The sequence below is a fragment of the Amycolatopsis albispora genome (genome assembly GCF_003312875.1).
GTDB classification, from domain to species: Bacteria; Actinomycetota; Actinomycetes; order Mycobacteriales; family Pseudonocardiaceae; genus Amycolatopsis; species Amycolatopsis albispora.
The window spans coordinates 6,075,189-6,094,127 of sequence record NZ_CP015163.1; the positions used below are offsets into that span (position 1 = coordinate 6,075,189).

The 18,939-nt window shown below is 70.9% G+C and carries 20 protein-coding genes; 12 read left to right on the forward strand and 8 right to left on the reverse strand.

What is annotated here, in order from left to right; translation table 11 throughout:
- Positions 1–50: 50 nt before the first annotated feature.
- The 7 genes from A4R43_RS28710 to A4R43_RS28740 all read left to right on the forward strand — a co-directional run bounded on the left by A4R43_RS28710 (position 51) and on the right by A4R43_RS28740 (position 6,457).
- Positions 51–1,148, forward strand: a complete 1,098-nt coding sequence (locus A4R43_RS28710) for a septum formation family protein (RefSeq protein ID WP_113695145.1) — start codon at positions 51–53, stop codon at positions 1,146–1,148.
- Complete coding sequence (locus A4R43_RS28715) at positions 1,148–1,498, forward strand: metallopeptidase family protein (RefSeq protein WP_113695146.1); 351 nt, start codon at positions 1,148–1,150, stop codon at positions 1,496–1,498. Before A4R43_RS28710 ends, A4R43_RS28715 begins: the two co-directional genes overlap by 1 nt.
- 77 nt (positions 1,499–1,575) lie before the next feature.
- Entirely contained in the window at positions 1,576–2,046 is a 471-nt protein-coding gene (locus tag A4R43_RS28720; RefSeq protein ID WP_113695147.1) for a YkvA family protein, read from the forward strand.
- 44 nt (positions 2,047–2,090) lie between these two features.
- Positions 2,091–3,041 (forward strand): SDR family NAD(P)-dependent oxidoreductase, encoded by a 951-nt coding sequence (locus A4R43_RS28725; RefSeq protein WP_113695148.1) that lies wholly within the window; start codon positions 2,091–2,093, stop codon positions 3,039–3,041.
- Complete coding sequence (locus tag A4R43_RS28730) at positions 3,038–4,633, forward strand: alkaline phosphatase D family protein (RefSeq protein ID WP_113695149.1); 1,596 nt, start codon at positions 3,038–3,040, stop codon at positions 4,631–4,633. The genes A4R43_RS28725 and A4R43_RS28730 overlap by 4 nt, the downstream gene beginning before the upstream one ends.
- A gap of 109 nt (positions 4,634–4,742) precedes the next feature.
- Positions 4,743–5,981, forward strand: coding sequence for a DUF2252 domain-containing protein (locus A4R43_RS28735; RefSeq protein ID WP_113697958.1), 1,239 nt, complete (start codon positions 4,743–4,745; stop codon positions 5,979–5,981).
- Between the two features lie 68 nt (positions 5,982–6,049).
- Complete coding sequence (locus tag A4R43_RS28740) at positions 6,050–6,457, forward strand: hypothetical protein (protein WP_113695150.1); 408 nt, start codon at positions 6,050–6,052, stop codon at positions 6,455–6,457.
- A gap of 3 nt (positions 6,458–6,460) precedes the next feature.
- Here A4R43_RS28740 and A4R43_RS28745 read toward each other — a convergent pair whose 3' ends face one another.
- Complete coding sequence (locus A4R43_RS28745; protein ID WP_113695151.1) at positions 6,461–7,096, reverse strand: DUF4232 domain-containing protein; 636 nt, start codon at positions 7,094–7,096, stop codon at positions 6,461–6,463.
- A gap of 81 nt (positions 7,097–7,177) precedes the next feature.
- On the opposite strand from A4R43_RS28745, the gene tenA reads away from it, so the two are divergent.
- Entirely contained in the window at positions 7,178–7,861 is a 684-nt protein-coding gene (gene tenA, locus A4R43_RS28750) for a thiaminase II (RefSeq protein ID WP_113695152.1), read from the forward strand.
- Between the two features lie 3 nt (positions 7,862–7,864).
- On the opposite strand, the gene A4R43_RS28755 is transcribed toward tenA, so the two are convergent.
- Complete coding sequence (locus A4R43_RS28755; RefSeq protein ID WP_113695153.1) at positions 7,865–8,479, reverse strand: histidine phosphatase family protein; 615 nt, start codon at positions 8,477–8,479, stop codon at positions 7,865–7,867.
- Positions 8,476–9,384, reverse strand: a complete 909-nt coding sequence (pheA, locus tag A4R43_RS28760; RefSeq protein WP_113695154.1) for a prephenate dehydratase — start codon at positions 9,382–9,384, stop codon at positions 8,476–8,478. The genes A4R43_RS28755 and pheA overlap by 4 nt, the downstream gene beginning before the upstream one ends.
- Before the next feature lie 86 nt (positions 9,385–9,470).
- Between pheA and A4R43_RS28765 the strand changes: the two genes are divergently transcribed.
- The 3 genes from A4R43_RS28765 (at position 9,471) to A4R43_RS44470 (ending at position 11,966) form a co-directional block, all read left to right on the forward strand.
- Positions 9,471–10,097, forward strand: coding sequence for a macro domain-containing protein (locus A4R43_RS28765; protein WP_113697959.1), 627 nt, complete (start codon positions 9,471–9,473; stop codon positions 10,095–10,097).
- 139 nt (positions 10,098–10,236) lie between these two features.
- Entirely contained in the window at positions 10,237–11,169 is a 933-nt protein-coding gene (coaA, locus tag A4R43_RS28770; protein WP_113695155.1) for a type I pantothenate kinase, read from the forward strand.
- A gap of 662 nt (positions 11,170–11,831) precedes the next feature.
- Positions 11,832–11,966, forward strand: coding sequence for a hypothetical protein (locus A4R43_RS44470; protein ID WP_257791780.1), 135 nt, complete (start codon positions 11,832–11,834; stop codon positions 11,964–11,966).
- Positions 11,967–11,969: 3 nt separating this feature from the next.
- Here the strand turns inward: A4R43_RS44470 and A4R43_RS28775 are convergent, their stop codons facing one another.
- Genes A4R43_RS28775 through A4R43_RS28790 form a run of 4 tightly spaced genes read right to left on the reverse strand, consistent with a single transcriptional unit; the run spans position 11,970 to position 15,845 of the window.
- Complete coding sequence (locus tag A4R43_RS28775; RefSeq protein ID WP_162788635.1) at positions 11,970–13,439, reverse strand: hypothetical protein; 1,470 nt, start codon at positions 13,437–13,439, stop codon at positions 11,970–11,972.
- Positions 13,440–13,458: 19 nt separating this feature from the next.
- Positions 13,459–14,601: a hypothetical protein gene (locus tag A4R43_RS28780; RefSeq protein WP_113695157.1), complete on the reverse strand. Its 1,143-nt coding sequence runs from the start codon at positions 14,599–14,601 to the stop codon at positions 13,459–13,461.
- 43 nt (positions 14,602–14,644) lie between these two features.
- Entirely contained in the window at positions 14,645–15,364 is a 720-nt protein-coding gene (locus A4R43_RS28785) for a class F sortase (RefSeq protein WP_113695158.1), read from the reverse strand.
- A gap of 1 nt (position 15,365) precedes the next feature.
- On the reverse strand, positions 15,366–15,845 hold the full coding sequence (locus A4R43_RS28790) for an excalibur calcium-binding domain-containing protein (RefSeq protein ID WP_113695159.1): 480 nt from the start codon (positions 15,843–15,845) through the stop codon (positions 15,366–15,368).
- A 104-nt stretch (positions 15,846–15,949) separates the two neighbouring features.
- On the opposite strand from A4R43_RS28790, the gene A4R43_RS28795 reads away from it, so the two are divergent.
- A complete protein-coding gene (locus A4R43_RS28795; RefSeq protein WP_113697960.1) occupies positions 15,950–16,267 on the forward strand; it encodes a nucleotide pyrophosphohydrolase in 318 nt (105 codons plus the stop codon).
- On the opposite strand, the gene A4R43_RS28800 is transcribed toward A4R43_RS28795, so the two are convergent.
- Positions 16,264–18,927 (reverse strand): AAA family ATPase, encoded by a 2,664-nt coding sequence (locus A4R43_RS28800; protein ID WP_113695160.1) that lies wholly within the window; start codon positions 18,925–18,927, stop codon positions 16,264–16,266. The two genes, A4R43_RS28795 and A4R43_RS28800, sit on opposite strands and share 4 nt — an antisense overlap.
- Positions 18,928–18,939: the final 12 nt, after the last annotated feature.

Sequence of the window (18,939 nt, forward strand, 5' to 3'; positions counted from 1 at the left end):
TAGTCACCCGAACGCTGGCGCATTTGGGCGGCGCAGGCATCATGGAGTAGATGCCTGCCGAATCGGAACGGTTCCGTTCCCGGAACGAACGCGTGCGCACCTGGCTGCTGATGGCCGGGGTGTCGCTGGGCGCGATCATCGCGCTCTCGCTCAGCGTGCTGTTCTCCTGGGGGAACGACGACATCACCGGCGGCGGTGGTGGCGGCCGGTCGGAGGCAGAGAAGGCCGCGCGCGAAGCCTTCCACTCGCCCCCGGGGACCTGCCTGACCTGGGAACTCCCGGACGCCGCCGACGCGAGGAAGGTCGGCTGCGAGCAACCTCACCTGTTCGAGGTGATCGGCGTGGTGGACGTGGCGCCGCAGTACCCGCCGGGCGTGCCGTCGCCGGATCTGGCGCAGTGGCGGCAGCTCGGGCAGGAGCGCTGCGCGGAGACCGCCGAGAGCTACCTCAAGAAGCCGCTCGACCCGGTGGGCAAGCTCTCCATCGGCGTCCTCCACCCGAGTGAGCCCGAATGGGCCGAAGGTGACCGCCAGTTGCGCTGCGGCCTCCAGTGGGCCTCGCCCGGCGGGCAGCTGCAGAAGCTGACCGGCAGCGCGGTCGACGAGGACCAGTCGAACGTCTGGCAGGTGGGCACCTGCCTGGCGCTGACCGGCAAGACCGTCGGCGACCCGATCGACTGCGCCCAGCCGCACGCCTACGAGATCATCGGGCTGCTGGACCTGGCCGACAAGTTCGACGGCGACGAGGTGCCCTCGGAGGACGACCAGAAGACCTGGCTGGACACCGAGTGCAGCAAGATCGCCGAGGAGTACACCGGCGGCACCGACCTGACCGAGAAGAAGCTGATCCTGACCTGGGACCTGCGGGAGGCCGAGAGCTGGGAGGCCGGGTCCACCAAGGTCAACTGCAAGGTCGGCGCGAAGCTGGAGGACGGCAGCGGGCTGGCCCCGGTGACCGGCAGCCTGCACTCCGACGGGCAGGCCCCGAAGACCTCCACCGCCACCCCGGAGCCGCCGCCCACCTCCGCGGTACCCGCCGACCCGAACGCCGGCAACGAGCCGCCGTCGGACAACCACGAGCAGGTTCCGCCGTCCGGCGTGGAGTCGCCGGTGCCGCCGGAACAACCACAGCCGCCCCCGGGGACCTGATGCCGGTCGAAATGACGCTCGCGCGGTTCGAGGAACTGGTCGCCGAGGCGCTGGACGAGGTGCCACCGCAGTTCGCCGCCGCGATGGACAACGTGGTGGTGCTGGTCGAGGAGTACAACGAGGAGGAGCCGGGCATTCTCGGGCTCTACCACGGCATCGCGCTGACCGAGCGCAACTCCGACTACGGCGGGGTGCTGCCGGACCGCATCTCGATCTACCGGCAGCCGCTGCTGGCGATGTGCTCGTCGGAGGCGGAGGTGGTCGAAGAGGTGCTGGTCACCGTGGTGCACGAGATCGCCCACCACTTCGGCATCGACGACGCCCGGCTGCACGAACTCGGCTGGGGCTGAGCTTTCCCGGCTGAGCGGTTCCACCTAGGGGATCTGCCGGATGACCGCACACCCCGCGGTTCGGGACAATGGGGGACATGACCGGCGTTTTCTGGATCGACATGGTGTTCGGCCTGGTGCTCGGCCTGTTGCTGCTCTGGCCCGCGCTGCTGCTCGCTCTGGTGGTCTGGCGGCCGAAGGGCGGGTTGCTGCCCGAGGCCGTGCGCCTGCTGCCCGACCTGCTGCGGCTGCTGCGCGGCCTGGCCGCCGACAAGAGCCAGCCGGGTGGGGTGCGGATCCGGATCAGCCTGGTGTTCGCCTATCTCGCCTCGCCGATCGACCTGGTGCCCGACTTCGTGCCCGCGGTCGGCAGGCGGGACGACGCCATTCTGGCCACCGCGGCGCTGCGCTCGATCGCCCGCCAGGTCGGCATGGGGCCGATCCACCGCCACTGGACCGGCAGCCCGCAGGGTTTCGCCGTGCTGCGGGAACTCTGCGACCCCGAGGTGATCGCCGCCCGCGAGCCGGACTACGCCGAACGGCCCACGAAGCCGAACCAGTACCCCTGAACCGAGCACTGCGGAACCGGGACGGGCCTGGCACGGTAATAGCCGTGAGCGTGCTCCCGAGAGTCCTGGACGTGGTCGCGGATCGCGCCGTCGTTCCCGGCTACACGAAGCTGGGTTTCCTGCTGCGCCGCCGGTTCTGGGATCCGTTGCCGCCGGATGCGCTGCGCGGCAAGGTGGTGGTGATCACCGGCGCGAACTCGGGCCTCGGCAAGGCCGCCGCCACCGGCATGGCGCGGCTCGGCGCCGAGGTGCGGCTGGTGGTCCGCGACCCCCAGCGCGGCGAGCGCGCGAAGGCCGACATCCTGGCCGAGGTGCCCGGCGCCGCGCTGCGCGTGGACCGCTGCGATGTGTCCGATTTGGACGATGTGCGCCGGTTCGCGGCCACCGTCTCCGAGCTGGACGTGCTGGTGCACAACGCGGGCACGATGCCGGCCGCACGCGCCGAAACCACGCAGGGCAACGAACTCACCCTCGCCACGCACGTGCTCGGCCCGCACCTGCTGACCGGACTGCTCGTGCCGGTCCTGCGCGAGGGCGTGCCGGGCCGGGTCATCTTCGTGTCGTCCGGCGGGATGTACACGCAGCCACTGCGCGTCGACGATCCGCAGTACCGCGAGGGCGAGTACAACGGCACCAAGGCCTACGCCAGGACCAAGCGCATGCAGGTGGTGCTCGCGCTGCTCTGGGGCAGGCGGCTGGAATGCGACGGGATCACCGTGCACAGCACGCACCCGGGCTGGGCGGCCACGCCGGGCGTGACCGGCTCGCTGCCCGGTTTCGCCAAGGTGATGGGCCCGCTGCTGCGCGACGCCGGCCAGGGCGCGGACACCGTGATCTGGCTCGCCGCGGCCGAGGAGGGCGGACGCCCGGAGACCACCGGCCGGTTCTGGCACGACCGCGCGCCGCGACCGGCGCACTACCTGCCGCGCACACGGGAAACCGCGGCACAACGCGACGCGCTCTGGCAGTTCTGCGAGGAACGGACAAGAAGATGACCGGGTTGGTGCTGGGCCCGCAACTGCGGCACGTGGACGAGAATTCCGCCACCATCTGGGTGGAGACCGACGGCCCGTGCACGGTCAGCGTGCTCGGCACCAGTGTGCCCACCTTCGCCGCCGGCGGGCGCCACTACGCGCTGGTGGTCCTGTCCGGGCTCGAACCGGCCACCAGCACGCCGTACGACGTGCGCCTGGACGGTGAGCAGGTCTGGCCGCCACCCGGGTACACCCGGCCCGCGCCGCGCATCCGCACGCTGTCCGAAAAGGACGGTCGATTCCGGATCGTCTTCGGTTCCTGCCGCAAACCGCGCGAAATGCCCTCGCTCGGTTACGACGCGCTGGTCGCCTACGCCCGCCGGATGGCCACGCTCGACGAGTCCGAATGGCCGGAATCCTTGCTGCTGCTGGGAGATCAGGTCTACGCCGACGAGACCACCCGCGAGATGCAGGCGTGGCTGGCTTCCCGGCGCGACACCGGCAAGCCGCCCGGCACCGAGGTGGCCGACTTCGAGGAGTACGCGCGGCTGTACCAGGAGGCGTGGCACGACGACTGGCTGCGCTGGCTGCTGTCCACGGTGCCGACGTCGATGATCTTCGACGACCACGACGTGCGCGACGACTGGAACACCTCCGAGGCCTGGCGCGAGCAGATGGCCGCGCTCGACTGGTGGCCACAGCGCATCCAGGGCGCGCTCGCTTCGTACTGGATCTACCAGCACATCGGCAATCTCTCCCCGGCCGAACTGGCCGAGGACCCGACCTTCCAGCAGGTCACCAAGTCCGGTGTGGACAATCTGCCCGCGCTGCGCGAGTTCGCCCACGAGGCCGACGCCGAAGCCGACGGCAAGAAGGGCGCGCGGTGGTCGTACCGGCGCGACTTCGGCCCGGTGCGGTTGCTGGTGATCGACACCAGGGCGGGCCGCGTGCTGCACGACGGCCACCGGTCCATGGTCGACGAGGACGAGTTCACCTGGATCGAGCGCAACGCCGACGGTGAATACGACCACCTGCTGATCGGCACGTCGCTGCCGTGGCTGCTGCCCCGGTCGCTGGCGCAGCTCCAGTCCGCCAACGAAGTCGCCTGCCGTCGCCCCGGCCTGCGCGGCCGCGTCGCCGAATGGGTGCGCCAGACCGGCGACCTGGAGCACTGGTCGGCCTTCCGCACCTCGTTCGACCGGCTCTCCGGGCTGATCACCCGCACCGGCCGCGCCGAGCGCGGGCCCGCGTCGATCTCCGTGCTCTCCGGCGACGTGCACCACGCCTACATCGCCAAGGCCGGCTACGCGCCCGAGGTGCCCGCCGCGATCAACCAGCTGACCTGCTCGCCGTTGCACAACACGGTGCCCTGGTACATGCGCCTGGTGTTCCGGATCGGCTGGTGGCGCGCGGCCGAGGCGGTGGCCGACCGGCTGGCGCGGCGGGCCGGGGTGCCGCCGCTGCCGCTGCGCTGGACGCGGACCTCGGGCCCGCACTTCGGCAACGCCATCGCCACCATCGACGTGGACGGCCGGGACGCGGTGGCGTTCCTGGAACAGTCGGGTGAGGCCGGGTTGACGCGGCTGCCCCCGGTGCGGCTCACTGAGCGCTGATCACCAGGAGGCCAGTTTGCCCAGTGTCGCCGACCGCATCCGCGAAACCCCGCCGGAGCAGCGCCAGGCCGAGATCGTCGAGGTGCTCGTGGACGCCTTCGACGAGCTGATGCGCGCGGACGCGGGTGCGTTCCGCCGCAAGTTCCGCAAGATGGCCGCCGCGCCGTTCGCCTTCTACCGCGGTTCGGCGTGCCTGTTCTACGCCGACATGGCCGCCGAGCACGACCGCTGGGCCGACGACCGGACGAGTCGCGTGTGGATCGAGGGCGACCTGCACGCGGAGAACTTCGGCACCTACATGGACGCCGCCGGCGCGCTGGTCTTCGACATCAACGACTTCGACGAGGCCTATCTCGGCAGCTTCACCTGGGACCTCAAGCGGCTGGCCGCGTCGGTGGCGCTGATGGCCTGGGGCAAGGCGATCTCCGACGTGGACATCGAGCAGCTGATCGCCACCTACCTGCGCAGCTACGTCCGCCAGGTGCGCGAGTTCGCCGAACGCCCCGGCGACGAGATGTTCAAGCTGCAACTGGACACCACCGAGGGCCTGCTGCACGACGTGCTGCTGCAGGCGCGGCTGTCCACCAGGGTCGGCCTGCTCGACCAGGTGACCGTGGTGGAGGACTACGACCGCCGGTTCCGCCTCGGTCCCGGGGTGCGCGAGCTGGACCCGGCCGAGCGCACCGCGGTCGAGCGCGCGTACGAGTCCTATTTGGACACCATCCCGGCGGGCAAGCGGTTCGGCAGCGCCACCTACCGGGTCAAGGACGTGGTGGGGCGCAAGGGCTTCGGCATCGGCTCGGCCGGGCTGCCCGCGTACAACATCCTGGTCGAGGGGCCCACCCAGGCGCTGGACAACGACGTGGTGCTGTCGATGAAGCAGGGCAACGTGCCCGCGCCGAGCCGGATCGTCAACGAGGAGCGCATCCACGAGTACTTCCGGCACGAGGGCCACCGCACGGCGGTCTCGCAGCGCGCGCTCCAGGCACACGCGGACCCGTGGCTGGGTTACACCGAGCTGGACGGCACCGGGTTCGTGGTCGCCGAGCTGTCGCCGTACGTGACCGATCTCGACTGGTCGGAGCTGACCGAGCCGGAGGACATGGCGCCGGTGCTGGACTACCTCGGCCGCGCCACCGCGAAGATGCACTGCGTGGCCGACTCGGACTCGGAGCAGACGCTGGTCCAGTTCCAGTGCGAGGAAGCCATCGCGGCGGCGATCGGCACCGAAGAGGACGCCTTCGTCAAGGAGCTGACCGAGTTCGGCACCGCCTACGCGGAGCTGACCCGGGACGACCACCGCCTGTTCGTCGACGCGTTCCGGAACGGCCAGATCCCCGGCGTCTGAGCACGGGAAGATCTCAACCCGCCCGGTTGCCTGTACACCCAGGTCAGCGGGTGGCTAAATACCCGATCGTGGGCGACGACGAAGCCGGCCCCACCACCCAGCTGTCCAAGGGGCAGGTGCTGGCCGGGGTGATCGGGTTCGTGCTGGGCGGGTCGGTGCTCGGTGCGCTGTGGGCGCTGTCCGGGTCCGAGACCGGGCCCGCCTCCGACGCGCGCGCGGCCTGCGCCGCGCTGGCGCGGATCGAAGGGCTGTCGGACACGTCCGGGCCGGTCAGCGGGCGGAGCCTGCCGCCGGGCACGCTGGACCGGCTGGCCGCGGCGAAGTCGCTGGCCGAGGCCGCGGCCGAACTGCAGCCCGCCTACGAACAGCTCGCCGACCACGTCGACGGGGTGCACCGCATGGTGGTCAGCCTGAACTTCGACGCGGGCGGCCGCTGGCACCTCGACCAGGCGACGGAGATCTGCTCGCGAACCTAGCCACTACCGCTGGATGGTCTTCACGGTGAGCTGGTTGCCCGGGATCTGTTCGCTGGCGCAGCCGGTGCCCTCGAACGGCACGATCTTGTACGCGGTCTCCTGGGGCGGGTAGACCTTGATGCCGGTGACCGGCGTCGGCTGGCAGGTGCCGGGGTCGTAGTTGCGGACCTGCACGAAGCCCACGTCGGCGGTGGCCTTCTGGCCCGGCGCCAGCTCGATCGGCTCGCCCTTGGTGCCCTCGCGGAAGGCGGCCGGGCCGACCTGGTGCTCGTCGCCGCCCGCGGTGTACGAAACGCCAGGGAAGCCCTGGATGGTGCAGGTGCGCTTGCCCGAATTGATGAATTCGAGCTGGCGGTAAACGGTGCCCGCCGCGCCTTCGCCGCCACCGAGCGTGATGGTCAGGTCGTCGACCTTGCACAGGTTGTCACCGTTCGCGCCGGGTGCTTCTCCCCCTGGTGACGCACTGCTCTCGGTGGTGGTGGCCGGTGGTGTGGTGGTCGTCTCCGAAGTGGGCGACGCCGAGCTGGTCGGTGTGCTCGCCGCGGGGGAGGCCGTCTGCGGTGCCTGTTCGCCGCAGGCCGCCAGGGCGAGGCCCAGCGTCGCGAAGGTAGCCACGGTGACCCAGTTACGATTTTTCATCTTGTTCCGCCTCCCCGTTACCAGGTGACTACCCAGTAGACGTGCCGACCACACCCGAGGTTGCGCCGGTAGCTTGGGCACATGCCCGGATTCTGTGACGAAGCGTGGCGGCGCACGGCGAAGCTACAACAGTCCGTGTTGGCCCACCCGTTCAACGAAGAGCTGGCGGCGGGCACGTTGTCGCCCGAACGGTTCCAGTTCTACCTCGCCCAGGACGCCCGTTACCTGATCGGGTTCGGCCGGGCGCTGGCGGTGGCCGCCACCCGCGCGCCCGACCCCGCCGACCTCAGCTTCTTCGCCGGTGCGGCCCGCGAAGCCGTGGTGGTCGAACGCGCGCTGCACGAGGGCTACTTCGAGAAGTTCGGGCTGAGCGAAGCCGATCTCGACGCCATCGAGACCTCCCCGACCTGCCTCGCCTACACCTCGTACCTGCTCGCCGTGGCCCAGGCGGGCAGCTATCCGGAGCTGATCGCGGCGCTGCTGCCGTGCTTCTGGATCTACCAGCACGTCGGCGAGCACATCCTGGCCAACCAGAGCGGCGACGCCGAAAACCCGTATCAGGCGTGGATCGACACCTACGCCGACGACGAGTTCGCCGCCGCGGTCACCAGCTGCCGCGAAGCAGTGGACCGCGCCGCCGAATCGGCTGACGAGGTGACCCGATCGCGCATGTTTTCCGCGTTCACCCGCGCGTGTGAGTACGAATGGCTGTTCTGGGACTCGGCGCACCGGATGGAGGCCTGGCCCACCGCGCACCTGCGCTGAGCCTCACACCGGGTCGTCCACCCAGCGCAGGCACCGCCAGCCGCCGTCCACCGACTCCAGCTGCACGATGCCGGTGTTGGGGATCAGGCCGGCGTCGGCCAGCTCCGGCCGGACGTTGTCGCACAGCCATTCGGCGGCCAGGCGGATCGAGCCGCCGTGCCCGACCAGCACCACCACCCCGTCGGCGTCGGCGGCCTCGTGCTTGGCACGCAGGTCGCCGACCGCCTTGCGGTACCGGTCACGCACCTGCGCGCCGGTCTCCCCGCCGGGTAGCGGCACGTCCAGCTCTCCCCGCGTCCACGAGTGCATGACCTCGGCGAACACCTTCAGCGCCGCCTGGTCGGCGCGGTCCTCCAGGTCACCGACGTTGATCTCGTGCACCCCTTCGACCGGCTGCACCCGCATGCCGAACACCTCGGCCACCGGCGCCGCGGTCTGCTGCGCCCTGGTCGCCATCGAGGCGTACACCGCGCGCACCGGCTCGTCGGCCAGCCGGTCCGCCAGCGCGGCGGCCTGCTCCCGGCCGAGCTCGGTCAGCGGCGGGCCCGGCAGCGCGGTGTTCAGCGTCTTGAGCACGTTCGACTCGCTCTGCGCATGCCGGATCAGGTACAGCTTCACGCCAGTTCTCCTCTCCGGACCGCGGCCACCCAGTCCACGGCTCCGGTGAAATCGTCGTTCGCGGCGCCCGGCTGGATGGTCGCCGCCACCTGGTCGGCCCGCGGGTGCGAGCCGAGGAAGCGCAGGCCGGAGCAGCGCCGCCGCAGCGCGGCCAGCGCGTCGCCGATGCGCGGCTCCGAAATATGCCCTTCGAAGTCCATGAAGAACAGGTATTCGCCGAAGTTTCCCTTGGTCGGCCGCGCGTCGAGGCGGGTCAGGTTGATGCCGCGGGTGGCCAGCTCGGTGAGCAACTCGGCCAGCGTGCCGGTGCGGTTCGCGGCGGCGGCCACGATCGAGGTGCGGTCGGCCCCGGTCGGCTCCGGCAGCTCGCCCGGCGGCTTGAGCAGCAGGAACCGCGTCCTGGCGTCCCGCACGTCGGCCACCTCGGTGGCCAGCACGCGCAGCGGGTAGTGCTCGGCCGCCACCGGCGCGGTCACCGCCGCGTCGAACTCGCCCTGCCGCACGCCGACCGCGGCGGCCGCGGTGGACGACGCCGCCACCGGCCGCGCGTCCGGCAGGTTGACCTCCAGCCACTGCCGCACCTGCGCGAGCGCGTGCGGATGGCTGGCCACCGTGCGGATCGGCTCGCCGTCGGTCCTGGCCAGCACGGTGAAGTGCACCGGGAGCAGCGCCTCGGCCACGGCCACCAGCAGTTCCTGCTCGGCGAGCCCGTCCAGGGTCGCGGTGACCGGTCCCTCCACCGAGTTCTCCACCGGCACGCAGGCCGCGTCGGCCTCGCCCTTGCGCACCGCGGCCAGCGCCGCCGGAATGGTCTCCACCGGGAGCAGTTCGTCGTCAACGGTCAACGTGCGGGCGGCCTGCTCGGTGAAAGTCCCCTGCGGGCCGAAATAGGCGATTCGAGACACACGGCAAGGCTACGCACTCACTTTCACTCGCATAGCCGGTAGGCCGGGCGGTTACGCACACCGCCGATTTTTGCGATGCTGTGGGCGTGACCGCACATCCGGGCACACGCACCGGCCGTCAGAGTTCGCCAGTCAGTTCCACCGCGGGCAAACCCGAACTGGTGTTGTGTGCCGTCGACGAACCGCTCGCCCGTGCCTGGCGGCACGTGGTGGACACAGTGGACGGTCCGGTCCGGGTGCACCGGGGCTCGGTGCTCGACGTGCCGGCCCAGGCCGTGGTCAGCCCGGCGAACTCGCACGGCTGGATGCGCGGCGGCGTCGACGCGGTCTATTCGCAGGCCTTTCCCGAGGTGGAGCAGAACGTGCGCAGCGCGGTGCTCGCCTACCACGGTGGTGAGCTGCCGATCGGCGAGGCGCTGGTGGTGCCGACGGGTGAGCCGTCCCCGGCGTGGCTGATCAGCGCGCCGACCATGCGGGAGCCCGGCGAGCCACTGCCGCCGGACACCGTGCACCCGTTCCTGGCCGCGCGCGCGGTGTTCCGGCTGTGGCGTGACGGGCAGTTCGAACACGGCGGCGAGATCCGCGACGGCGTGGAGACGATCGCGATGCCCGGGCTCGGCACCGGTGTCGGCGGAGTGGCCCCCGACACGTGCGCCCGGCAGGTGGCGGCGGCGTGGTCCGAGGTCTTCCCCAGCTCAGACGCGGGTTCGTAACGCAACTCGAGCGGTTCGCGATTCGAGGTGGACTTCGTCACAGGGCGTTTGCCCCCGGTAAGCCCTACCGTTAGATCGACGTTGTAACCCACGTCGATTTCATGCGGCGCAGCCGGCCTCGACGCCGAGGGGAGTGCGGATGCCACGGGTTCGTGAGCTCAGCCCCTATGTGGAGCTACACCGCGATCAGTGGCGGGAGCTGCGCAGATCCACTCCGCTGCCGCTGACCGCGGAGGAACTGCTGCGCCTGCGCGGGCTCGGCGAGCAGGTCGACCTGGCCGAGGTGGCGGAGGTCTACCTGCCGCTGTCCCGGCTGATCAACCTGCAGGTCGCCGCCCGGCAGCGGCTCTACGAGGCGACCACCACGTTCCTCGGCGAGGACTGCCGCGGGACGAAGGTGCCGTTCGTGATCGGCATCGCGGGCAGCGTGGCGGTCGGCAAGTCGACCACCGCGCGCATCCTGCGCACCCTGCTCGCCCGGTGGCCGGACCACCCGCGCGTGGACCTGGTCACCACCGACGGGTTCCTCTACCCGCGCGTGGAGTTGATGCGGCGCGGCATCATGCACCGCAAGGGCTTCCCGGAGAGCTACGACCGGCGGGCGCTGCTGCGTTTTGTCACCGAGGTCAAGTCGGGGGCCGAGCGGGTCAGCGCGCCGGTGTACTCGCACCTGGCGTACGACATCCTGCCCGGCGAGGAGCAGGTGGTGGAGCAGCCGGACATCCTCATCCTCGAGGGCCTGAACGTCCTCCAGCCCGGCCCGCGGCTGACGGTTTCGGACCTGTTCGACTTCTCCATCTACGTGGACGCGCACACCGACGACATCGAGCGCTGGTACGTGGAGCGCTTCCTGAAGCTGCGGCACACCGCGTTTGCCGACCCGGCTTCGCACTTCCACCACTTCGCGGGCCTCCCAGACGACGAAGCCCGCGCCGAAGCCCGGCACCTGTGGCACACCATCAACGAGCCCAACCTCATCGACAACATCAAACCCACCCGCCCCAGAGCGACACTGGTGCTACGCAAGGACGCGGACCACTCGATCAACCGAGTACGCCTGCGAAAGCTGTAGCGCTCAGCCGGCGAGGCGGTCTCGACCGCGTTTTGGCGAAGGACCACCGACGGCTTTCCGCGATGCGCATCCACGCCACGCTCAATGCCGCGCACCAGAAGACCTCGCCAGAGGAGGCGTCGCTGGCAACCGCGCCTCCGACACCACACCCAGCCAACAACGCCCCCACACGATTCCCCCAAGGGGGCGCGCTTCCCGACGAACTCCGGCCCCCCACCCTCCCTGGGGGCGGCCCCTGTCACCACCCTATCGGCTTGGGGGTGGGGGCGGGGTGGCTTGGCTGCCCCCTGTGGACAGTTGTGTGCCTGTGGGCAACTGCACCCGGCGGGCAACTGCGCCCGGTGGGCAACTTCGTCAGTAGGCGACTTCGTCTGGTGGCAACTGCGTCTGTAGGCGACTTCGTCTGGGGGCAGCTGCGCCTGTAGGCAACGGGGGCAGCATCGCCTAGGAGCAGGGTCGCCATCGACGAATGCGGCTCCGCAAACCCCAAGCACCACACGTGTGTAATTACAACCGTGGCATTGACGCAGCGTTTTGCCGTCTCGGCCGTTCGGACGAGGGGTTCGCAGGTGCACTAACCGGTTGGCCGATACCGGGCGCGACCCGCCCCGGCGACCCTGGAACCGGGAAACGGAGTTTCTGACCAGGGAGGAGGCGCGGCCATGTTCACGACCATCATGACTTGGGTCGGCGCGATGTTCGGTGTCGCGGTTCTGCTGGTGATGGCCGCCGGGGCGTTCTTTGTGGATTTCGAGGACACCGCCGGCGACCGCAAAGTCAAAAACGGCAAGTCGTGACCATCAGCGGAGCGCGTTGAGCGCCCGCTGATAGCTTTCGACGTCCAGCGCGATTCCGCCGCCGGATTCGTGCGCGTTCTGCAGCAATACCCGCCGCAGCCGGTCCAGTACGGCCGTCCGGTCCAGGCCCTGCTCCCGCAGGGTCCGCGCCGCCGCCCACACCTCGGGCGGCTCGTTGTCCCACAGCTGGTGCACCACCATCGCCTTGGTGCCGAGCAGTTCGGCCGCGCCGGGGTCCAGGGTTTCCCCGGCGACCGCCTCGTGCAGTTCGGGGTGTTCGCCGAGCACCAGCAGCACGCGGTCGTCGAAGTCGCCGGGGTCCAGGTCGACCGGTTCGCCCCCGATCGTGGTGTGCGCGTCCGGCAGCGCGAACCGCCGCCGCTCCAGCACCTCGGCCACGTCGTCGGTCTCGCCGACGCCGTCGAGATACGGGTCGCTTTCGTCGAACAGGCCTTCGGCCACCTCGAGCACTTCATCGAGCGCGTCCTCGGACAGCCCGCGTTCCGCCGCGCACCAGCGGATCCACGCCTCGACCAGCTCCGGCGTCGCTTCCTCCGGCAGGTCGTCGGCCAGGAACACCATCAGCTCCGGGCCGATGTGCAATTCCCACCGCGGCTCGAACTGCTTGCTGAACCCCACCAGCCATTCGACCAGCTCGCGGTGCTCCTCACCGAATTCCGGATTCGCCGCCAGGAACCGGCTCGCCGCCGCCTCGACGTCGATGTCGGCGTCCACCAGGTCCGGCGGCACCTCGCCGAGCAACCGCAGCCGCGAGATGACCAGGCTTTCGATGGCGAGCTGCTCCGGCATCAGCGGATCGGTGCGGATCAGCGCGTCGGTGAGCAGCTGCCGCGCCCGGTCGCCGGAAATCCGCTCCAGCACGTCTTCCTCGCCGAGGTTTTCGCGCAGTTCGGCGAGCACGCCGGCCGGGTCCCCGATGACCTCCAGCTCGTCGATCTCACCGCCGAGGCCGATCAACGCCAGGATCGCGTGGTCGCTCTCCCCTTCGCGGCTGAACGAGCACAACACGATGTGCTGCTCGTCGAACCGGTCCCGGCACAGCCAGCACTCCCCCGGCTCGGCGCGGCCGATCCGCTCCGCCCACACCGGCGGCCGCAGACCCTTGGCCATCAGCTCGCGCAGCGCTTCGTCCGCCTTGACCGCCGGCTGCCCGGTGGCGGCGAACACCCGCAGCGCGGCGAGCAGGTTCGCCGTGCCGGGGCCCGGACGGCGGCGCGCGTAGGAGATCAGGTCGAGCAGTTGCTTGGTGGCCCGGTCACTGAGCGGATCCATGCCCGGCGCGGCCACCTCGGCGGCCCGCAGCTCGATCTCGAGCAGGTCCTCGTCGGGCTCGATTTCCGCGAACTCGGCCAGTATCCGGTTGTGCAGGCTGTTTTCCGCAGCGCTGCTGGCCTGCGGCTTCTTCTTGCCACCGGCAGGCTTCTTCTTGCGACCACGGCTCACAGGGCTCATGCCGCCATGGTTACACGAATCAGCGCCAGTCCTTCGGCAGGGCGATCCGCGCGTTGCGGATCTCGGCGATGAGCCGCGTTTTCCGGCGGTGCTCGGCCAGCAGGCCGGCCAGATATTCCCCGAACTCCTGGGCGATCCCCGCCCGCCGGTACAACCCGCGCAGTTTCCGCAGTTGCTTCGCCGCGTGCCGATAGTGCCCGGCGTCGCCGTAAGCGATCAGTTCGGCGACGTGCTCGCGATAAACCGGCAGCACGTCGGCCGGGTGTTCGCGTTCGCGGAATTCGGCCACGCGCAGCCTGTCCGCCAGCGAGCCGCGCTGCGCGATTTCCCAGGCGTCGTCGTATTTTTCGGTCTCGATCAGTTCGTCGAGATCCGCCGGGTTCTCGGTGTCGGGGGCCGGACGCGGGCGTGGCAGCTCGGCTGGTTCGGTCACCTGCGCGCTGACCACCGGGCCCTTGCCGCGCACCAGTGCCTTGGCCGCGTGCGCGATCGCCTCGCTGTGCCGTCCGGCGTCACGCAGCACCCGGACGATGCGCAGGCTGACCTCGCGGCTGGGCAGCTTCGCGGACAGGATGGCTACCAGCGCGTCCACGTCACCGGAGATTTCGGCGAGTTCCTCACGCAGCCGGGCGGCCACCGCCGCGTGGCGCTGGTCATCGTCGCCCACTTTGTCCACAAAGGACTTTATCCGGGCGATGCCCTTGTCCCCCAGTGATTTCGCGAAGGCACGCAGGTCGAGCACGGGCCAGCCGGGCCGGTCGAAGGCAACGCTGATGATCCAGTCGGCGAGCGCTTCGGGCGGCGGCGGGTGCGCCACGCAGGCCCGCGCGTAGAGCGCGACCGCGCGCCGGAGCTGACCGGCGGTGTCCTCACCACGCGCGAACGCGTCCCCGATCTTGTCCATCGCGCGCTTGGCCAGCGGCGCGAGATCCGCGCGGGTCCCGGCGTCCAGCAACCGCTGGAGGGTGTCGAGCACCGGTTCGATCCCGTGCTCGGCGGGGTCGGCGCTCTGGGCGTCGTCCAGTTCCGCCGCCCGCTTCCGGAGGCGTTCGCCCAGGTCGGGGTCCCGCTCGGCCTGTTCGTGCAGCAACGCGGCGAGCGTGGGAACGTCCAGCGAGCACAGGTACTCGAGCAGGCCGGGGGAATCGGGATGCGCAGTCATCGGCTCACATTCTGGGCCACTAGCCCGAATGCGTCGCCAGGCATCACCGGAATGCCGTAGTCGGCTTGAGCCGGAAGGCCTCGGTGAACCGGCCGTAGGCCACCACGTTGTCCGCGTACTGGCGCGCGTCGCGGTCGAACGCGCCACCGCAGGTGATCAGCCGCAGCTCCGGCTGGGCGGTGTCGCCGTAGACGTCCTCCGACGGGAACGCCGACTTCGGGTGCCGCTCGACCCGGTAGACGGTGAACACCGCGCTGATCCCGTCCCCGCGGTGCACGGTGACCCGGCTCCCGACACGCAGTTCGGCCAGCCGCGAGAACACGCCCGGCACGTGGTTGTAGTCGACGTGCCCGGCGATCACCGACGGCCCGACCTCACCCGGTGTCGGGCTTTCCGTGTACCAGCCGGCGGTCCTGGCGTCCTGGGGAACCTGCAGCGAACCGTCCGGCCGCAGGCCGAGATCGATGATCTGTCCGGTGTGGACACCCAGCTCCGGGATCTCCAGCGAGGCCGGCTTTCCCGGCGGCAGCACCTTCACGTCGAGGCGTTCGGTGCTCACCTCGGGCACGCTCGGCGGCGCGGGCGCGGCGGCCAGGGTGGACGACGACGTCACCGGCAGCGGCGTCTCGGCCACCGGCGCGGCCGCGGAGAACGGCGCCGGGTGCTGCTCCGGCGTCGGCAGCACGAACAGGATCACGCCGACGGCGATCACCACCACGAGCGCCGATCCGCACGCTCCGGCGACCTTCCAGCGCGCCTCCATCTCAGCGTCCGGCTCTGCGGCGGCCGGCGAGCACCAGTGCGGCACCCCCGCCCAGCAGGGTCAGCCCGCCGAGCGCGGCGACCCCGCCGAGCGAGGAACCGGCCGCGGCACCACCGGTGTCCACGCCACCCGTCGGCGTCTTCTTGACCTGCGGCTCACCGAACTGCGATTCGCAGGCGTAACCGTCCTTGTCCGCGTCGAGCCCGTGTGGATCGCTCGGGTCCTTCGCCAGCTCGGCCTGCGCCGCGGCCTGGGTGGGGAAGTCGGCACAGTCCTTGTCCCCGCTGGTGGTGCTGGTCACCGAGCTGGACGACGACGGCGGACTGCTACTGCTGCTCGACGTCTGGGACGTCTGGGATGACTCGGACGGTTTGGCCGGGCCGGGCGGAAGCGTCTGCTGAGCCAGCGAGGGACCGGCGGTCAGCACGAGGGTGGTCAGCGCGGTCAGCACGGCACCGGCGGCGAAGCGGAACGAGCGCATCGGAAGGGCCCTCCGGATGGCGGTCTGGAGCTGGAGGTGGATGGTTCCGTTTATCGCCGCGCGGTCCGGGTTGTTACTCGGGTGCGGCGTGATAGGCAGTGCCGGTGACCCTCGAAGACCTGATCCGGCGACTCCGCGAGTTCGCCGACGCGCGTGACTGGGAACAGTTCCACACCCCGAAGAACCTGGTGATGGCCCTGTCCGGGGAGGCGGGCGAGCTGACCTCGCTGTTCCAGTGGCTGACCCCGGAGGAATCGGCGAACTGGCGGTCGGATCCGGAACTCGAGGCGAACGTGCTCGACGAAATCGCCGACGTGACGCTCTACCTGGTCAGGCTGGCCGACGTGCTCGGCATCGACCTCTACGAGGCCGCCGCCGCGAAGATCGAGCGCAACGAACTCAGATTCCCTCGAAAGAGTTAACGAGCCGCCTTCACCCGGTTCCGGCCGCGACGTGGCGCGGGCACCGGCGGCTCCGCCGGCTGCTCGTGCCGCTGCTCCTCGGTGGGCAGGTCGGCGAGCAGCTTCCTGGCGAGCCGCCGCCCTTCGCGGACCACCAGCACCTCCTCGCGCTCGCCCTGCACCGGGAGGTGGGTGGCGCCGAACAACACGGTCCGCCGGTCGATCACGGCGATCTTGCGGTGTGCCGTGCGCGCCCGGACCACCGTCACGCCACGGTTGCGCAGCGCGCGGATCAGCGGGTTGCCGTCGGGCCGCAGCACCGCGTACACGTCCACTCCGCGCTCGATGGCGGCGGTGACCGCGGGCAGCAACTCGGGCACTTCCTCCTCACTCCACGGCGCCCACAGCCACACCGACTCCCGCGCGCGGCCGAGGTGCTCGGCGACCTCGGCGGCGGCACCGGGCGCGAGCAGGTCGGCCGCCTGCTGAACCTCCAGTTCCTGTTGCAGGCGCAGCGCGTTGACCGCGCCCAGCGCGCTGCCGATCGGCGCGGCCTTGACCGCACCGAGGTCCGCGAGCAGGTAGAGCCGGTCACGGGCAGCGGCGGCCCCGGCGGTGAGCAGAGTGCGCTGAACGGCGTCGGTGGCGCTGAGCAGGTCGACGGCGACCGCGTCGAAGCGCGGCCCGGCCAGCGTGCGGGTGGTGCCCGCCGCCGCGGAAAGCGCCGGGTCGGCGTCGCGGACCGCGGCCAGTTGCACGCCGAGCCGTTGCGGGTAGCCGGTCAGCAGGCCGAACGATTCCCCGCGTGTGCCGTGGATTTCGGTGAGCCGCCCGGCGAGCAGCCCGCCGATCGGCGACCAGCCGGCGGACCGCTGGTACGGACGGCACAGCTCGGGCAGGGCCAGCGTGTCGACCAGCACAACCTCCGGGCCGGTGTGGTCCCCGTCGAGAAAGCCGTACGCGACGGCGTTCGCGAGCGCGCGCTCACCGGTGTACTGCCGCCGCAGCACCACACATCCTTCGTGCTCGCGCGCGTCTTCCGGGGTCCTGATGCCGCAGTGCGCGAAGACGTTCGTGGCCAGCCAGGTCCGCACGACGGTGGTCTCGGTGAGCTTCGCGGGCCGCACTTCCGGGCCGGGCAGGCGGAAATCGCCGAACAGCACCGCGGTTTCCCCGGCTCTGGCCACCGCGAGCTGCACGTCGGCGAGCCGCAGCGCGGCGGCCCTGTCGACGAGCACCACGTCGAATTCCCGATCCGGCACCGCGTCAGCGACCAGGACGCGCTTGGTCGCGGCGGTTTCCGCGTCGAACTCCCGGTGTTGCTGGAGGACCTGCTCGGTCAGCCACATCAGCCGCTTCTCCAGCCGGGCCCGCCGCCGCGCGCGCTCCTCGGCACCGGCGCGGAGGGTTTCGCGTTCGCGGTGCAGTTCGGGCAATGAGCGGCGGGTCTGGTCGGCGTGCCGTTGTCTGTCCTCTTCGGACACCGCCCCGCCGGCACGGGCCTTGAGAATGTGCCGCCGCAACGCGATCACCTTGAGGTAGGCGTCGCTCTCGACGCGGGCGGCTTCGTCCAGGACCCGCTCGGCCTCGGCCAGCTGCTCGTCCAGGCGGGTGATGTCGGCTTCGGTGATCGGGTGCGCGGCGCTGATGTGCTCCTCGATCAGCTCGCTGACCCTGGCCTGCTCGCGGTGCAGCCGCCGGTCGGCGGGCTTCACCTTGGACAGGTGGCGGTCCGGGGTGAGCCGCTCCAGCTCGGCGATCAGCTCGGCGGCCTTCGCCAGCTGCCCGCGTTCGTATTCGACCTGGCCGCGCTCGACGCGCGCCGCGCGCAACGCCGCCTGCGCCTCTTCCAGCCGGACGGCCGCCGCCCGGTGCAGTTCGGTGGTCTCGGCGAGTTCGGCCTCCAGCCCGCCGATCCGGTCCTCGCGCTCGATGCGCTCGGCCAGCGCCTGGAACTCCTCGTGGTCGTAATCGGCGAGCTGTTCGTCCACAAAGGACATCCGCGCGGCCACGCCGTCCAGCTCGGCGAGGTCGTCGAGCACCGCGGTCAGTTCCGGGTTCGAGGCGGGCCGCTCCGGCGAGAACTTGGCGGCCAGTTCCTCGTCGGCGGAGAGCACCAGCACGCTCTTGCCCGCCTCGGCGAGGTCCTCGACCGCCTTCTTGAGCACCCGGGTGCTGCCGGTGCCCGGCGGCGCCCAGACCAGCCGGACACCCGGGGTCAGGCACGCGCGGTACGCGGCGGCCTGGTCGTCATCGAGGCCGTCCACCGGCGTGACTTCGGGCAGCGGGTCCAGTTCACCGGCGGCGAGACGGTCGGCCAGCGGCGCGTCCTCGAGGCCCAGGAGCCCGTCGGCCACGCGTCGCCGCAGGTCGCGCGGGGACCGCACCTCGGCCCACACGCGATCGCACCCGGCGGGCAGCGGGCCGGCGACCCGCAGGCGCAACACCCCGGCGTGCACGCGGCTTTCCTCCACCGGCACGGAAACCCCGCCCGCCGCCCCGGCCACGCACAGGTGCACCAGGTGCTCGCGGCCGATCCAGCGGCCACGCAGGTCGGCCGCGTACCAGCCGCCCGCGGCCAGCGGCCGCACCTTGCCCAGCACCAGCCAGCCGCCCCCGTCTCTGGCGTGCCCGAGCTCCACCACGACCGCCCGGGCAGCCACCTCCCGCCAGTCCGCCATCCCACTCCTGTT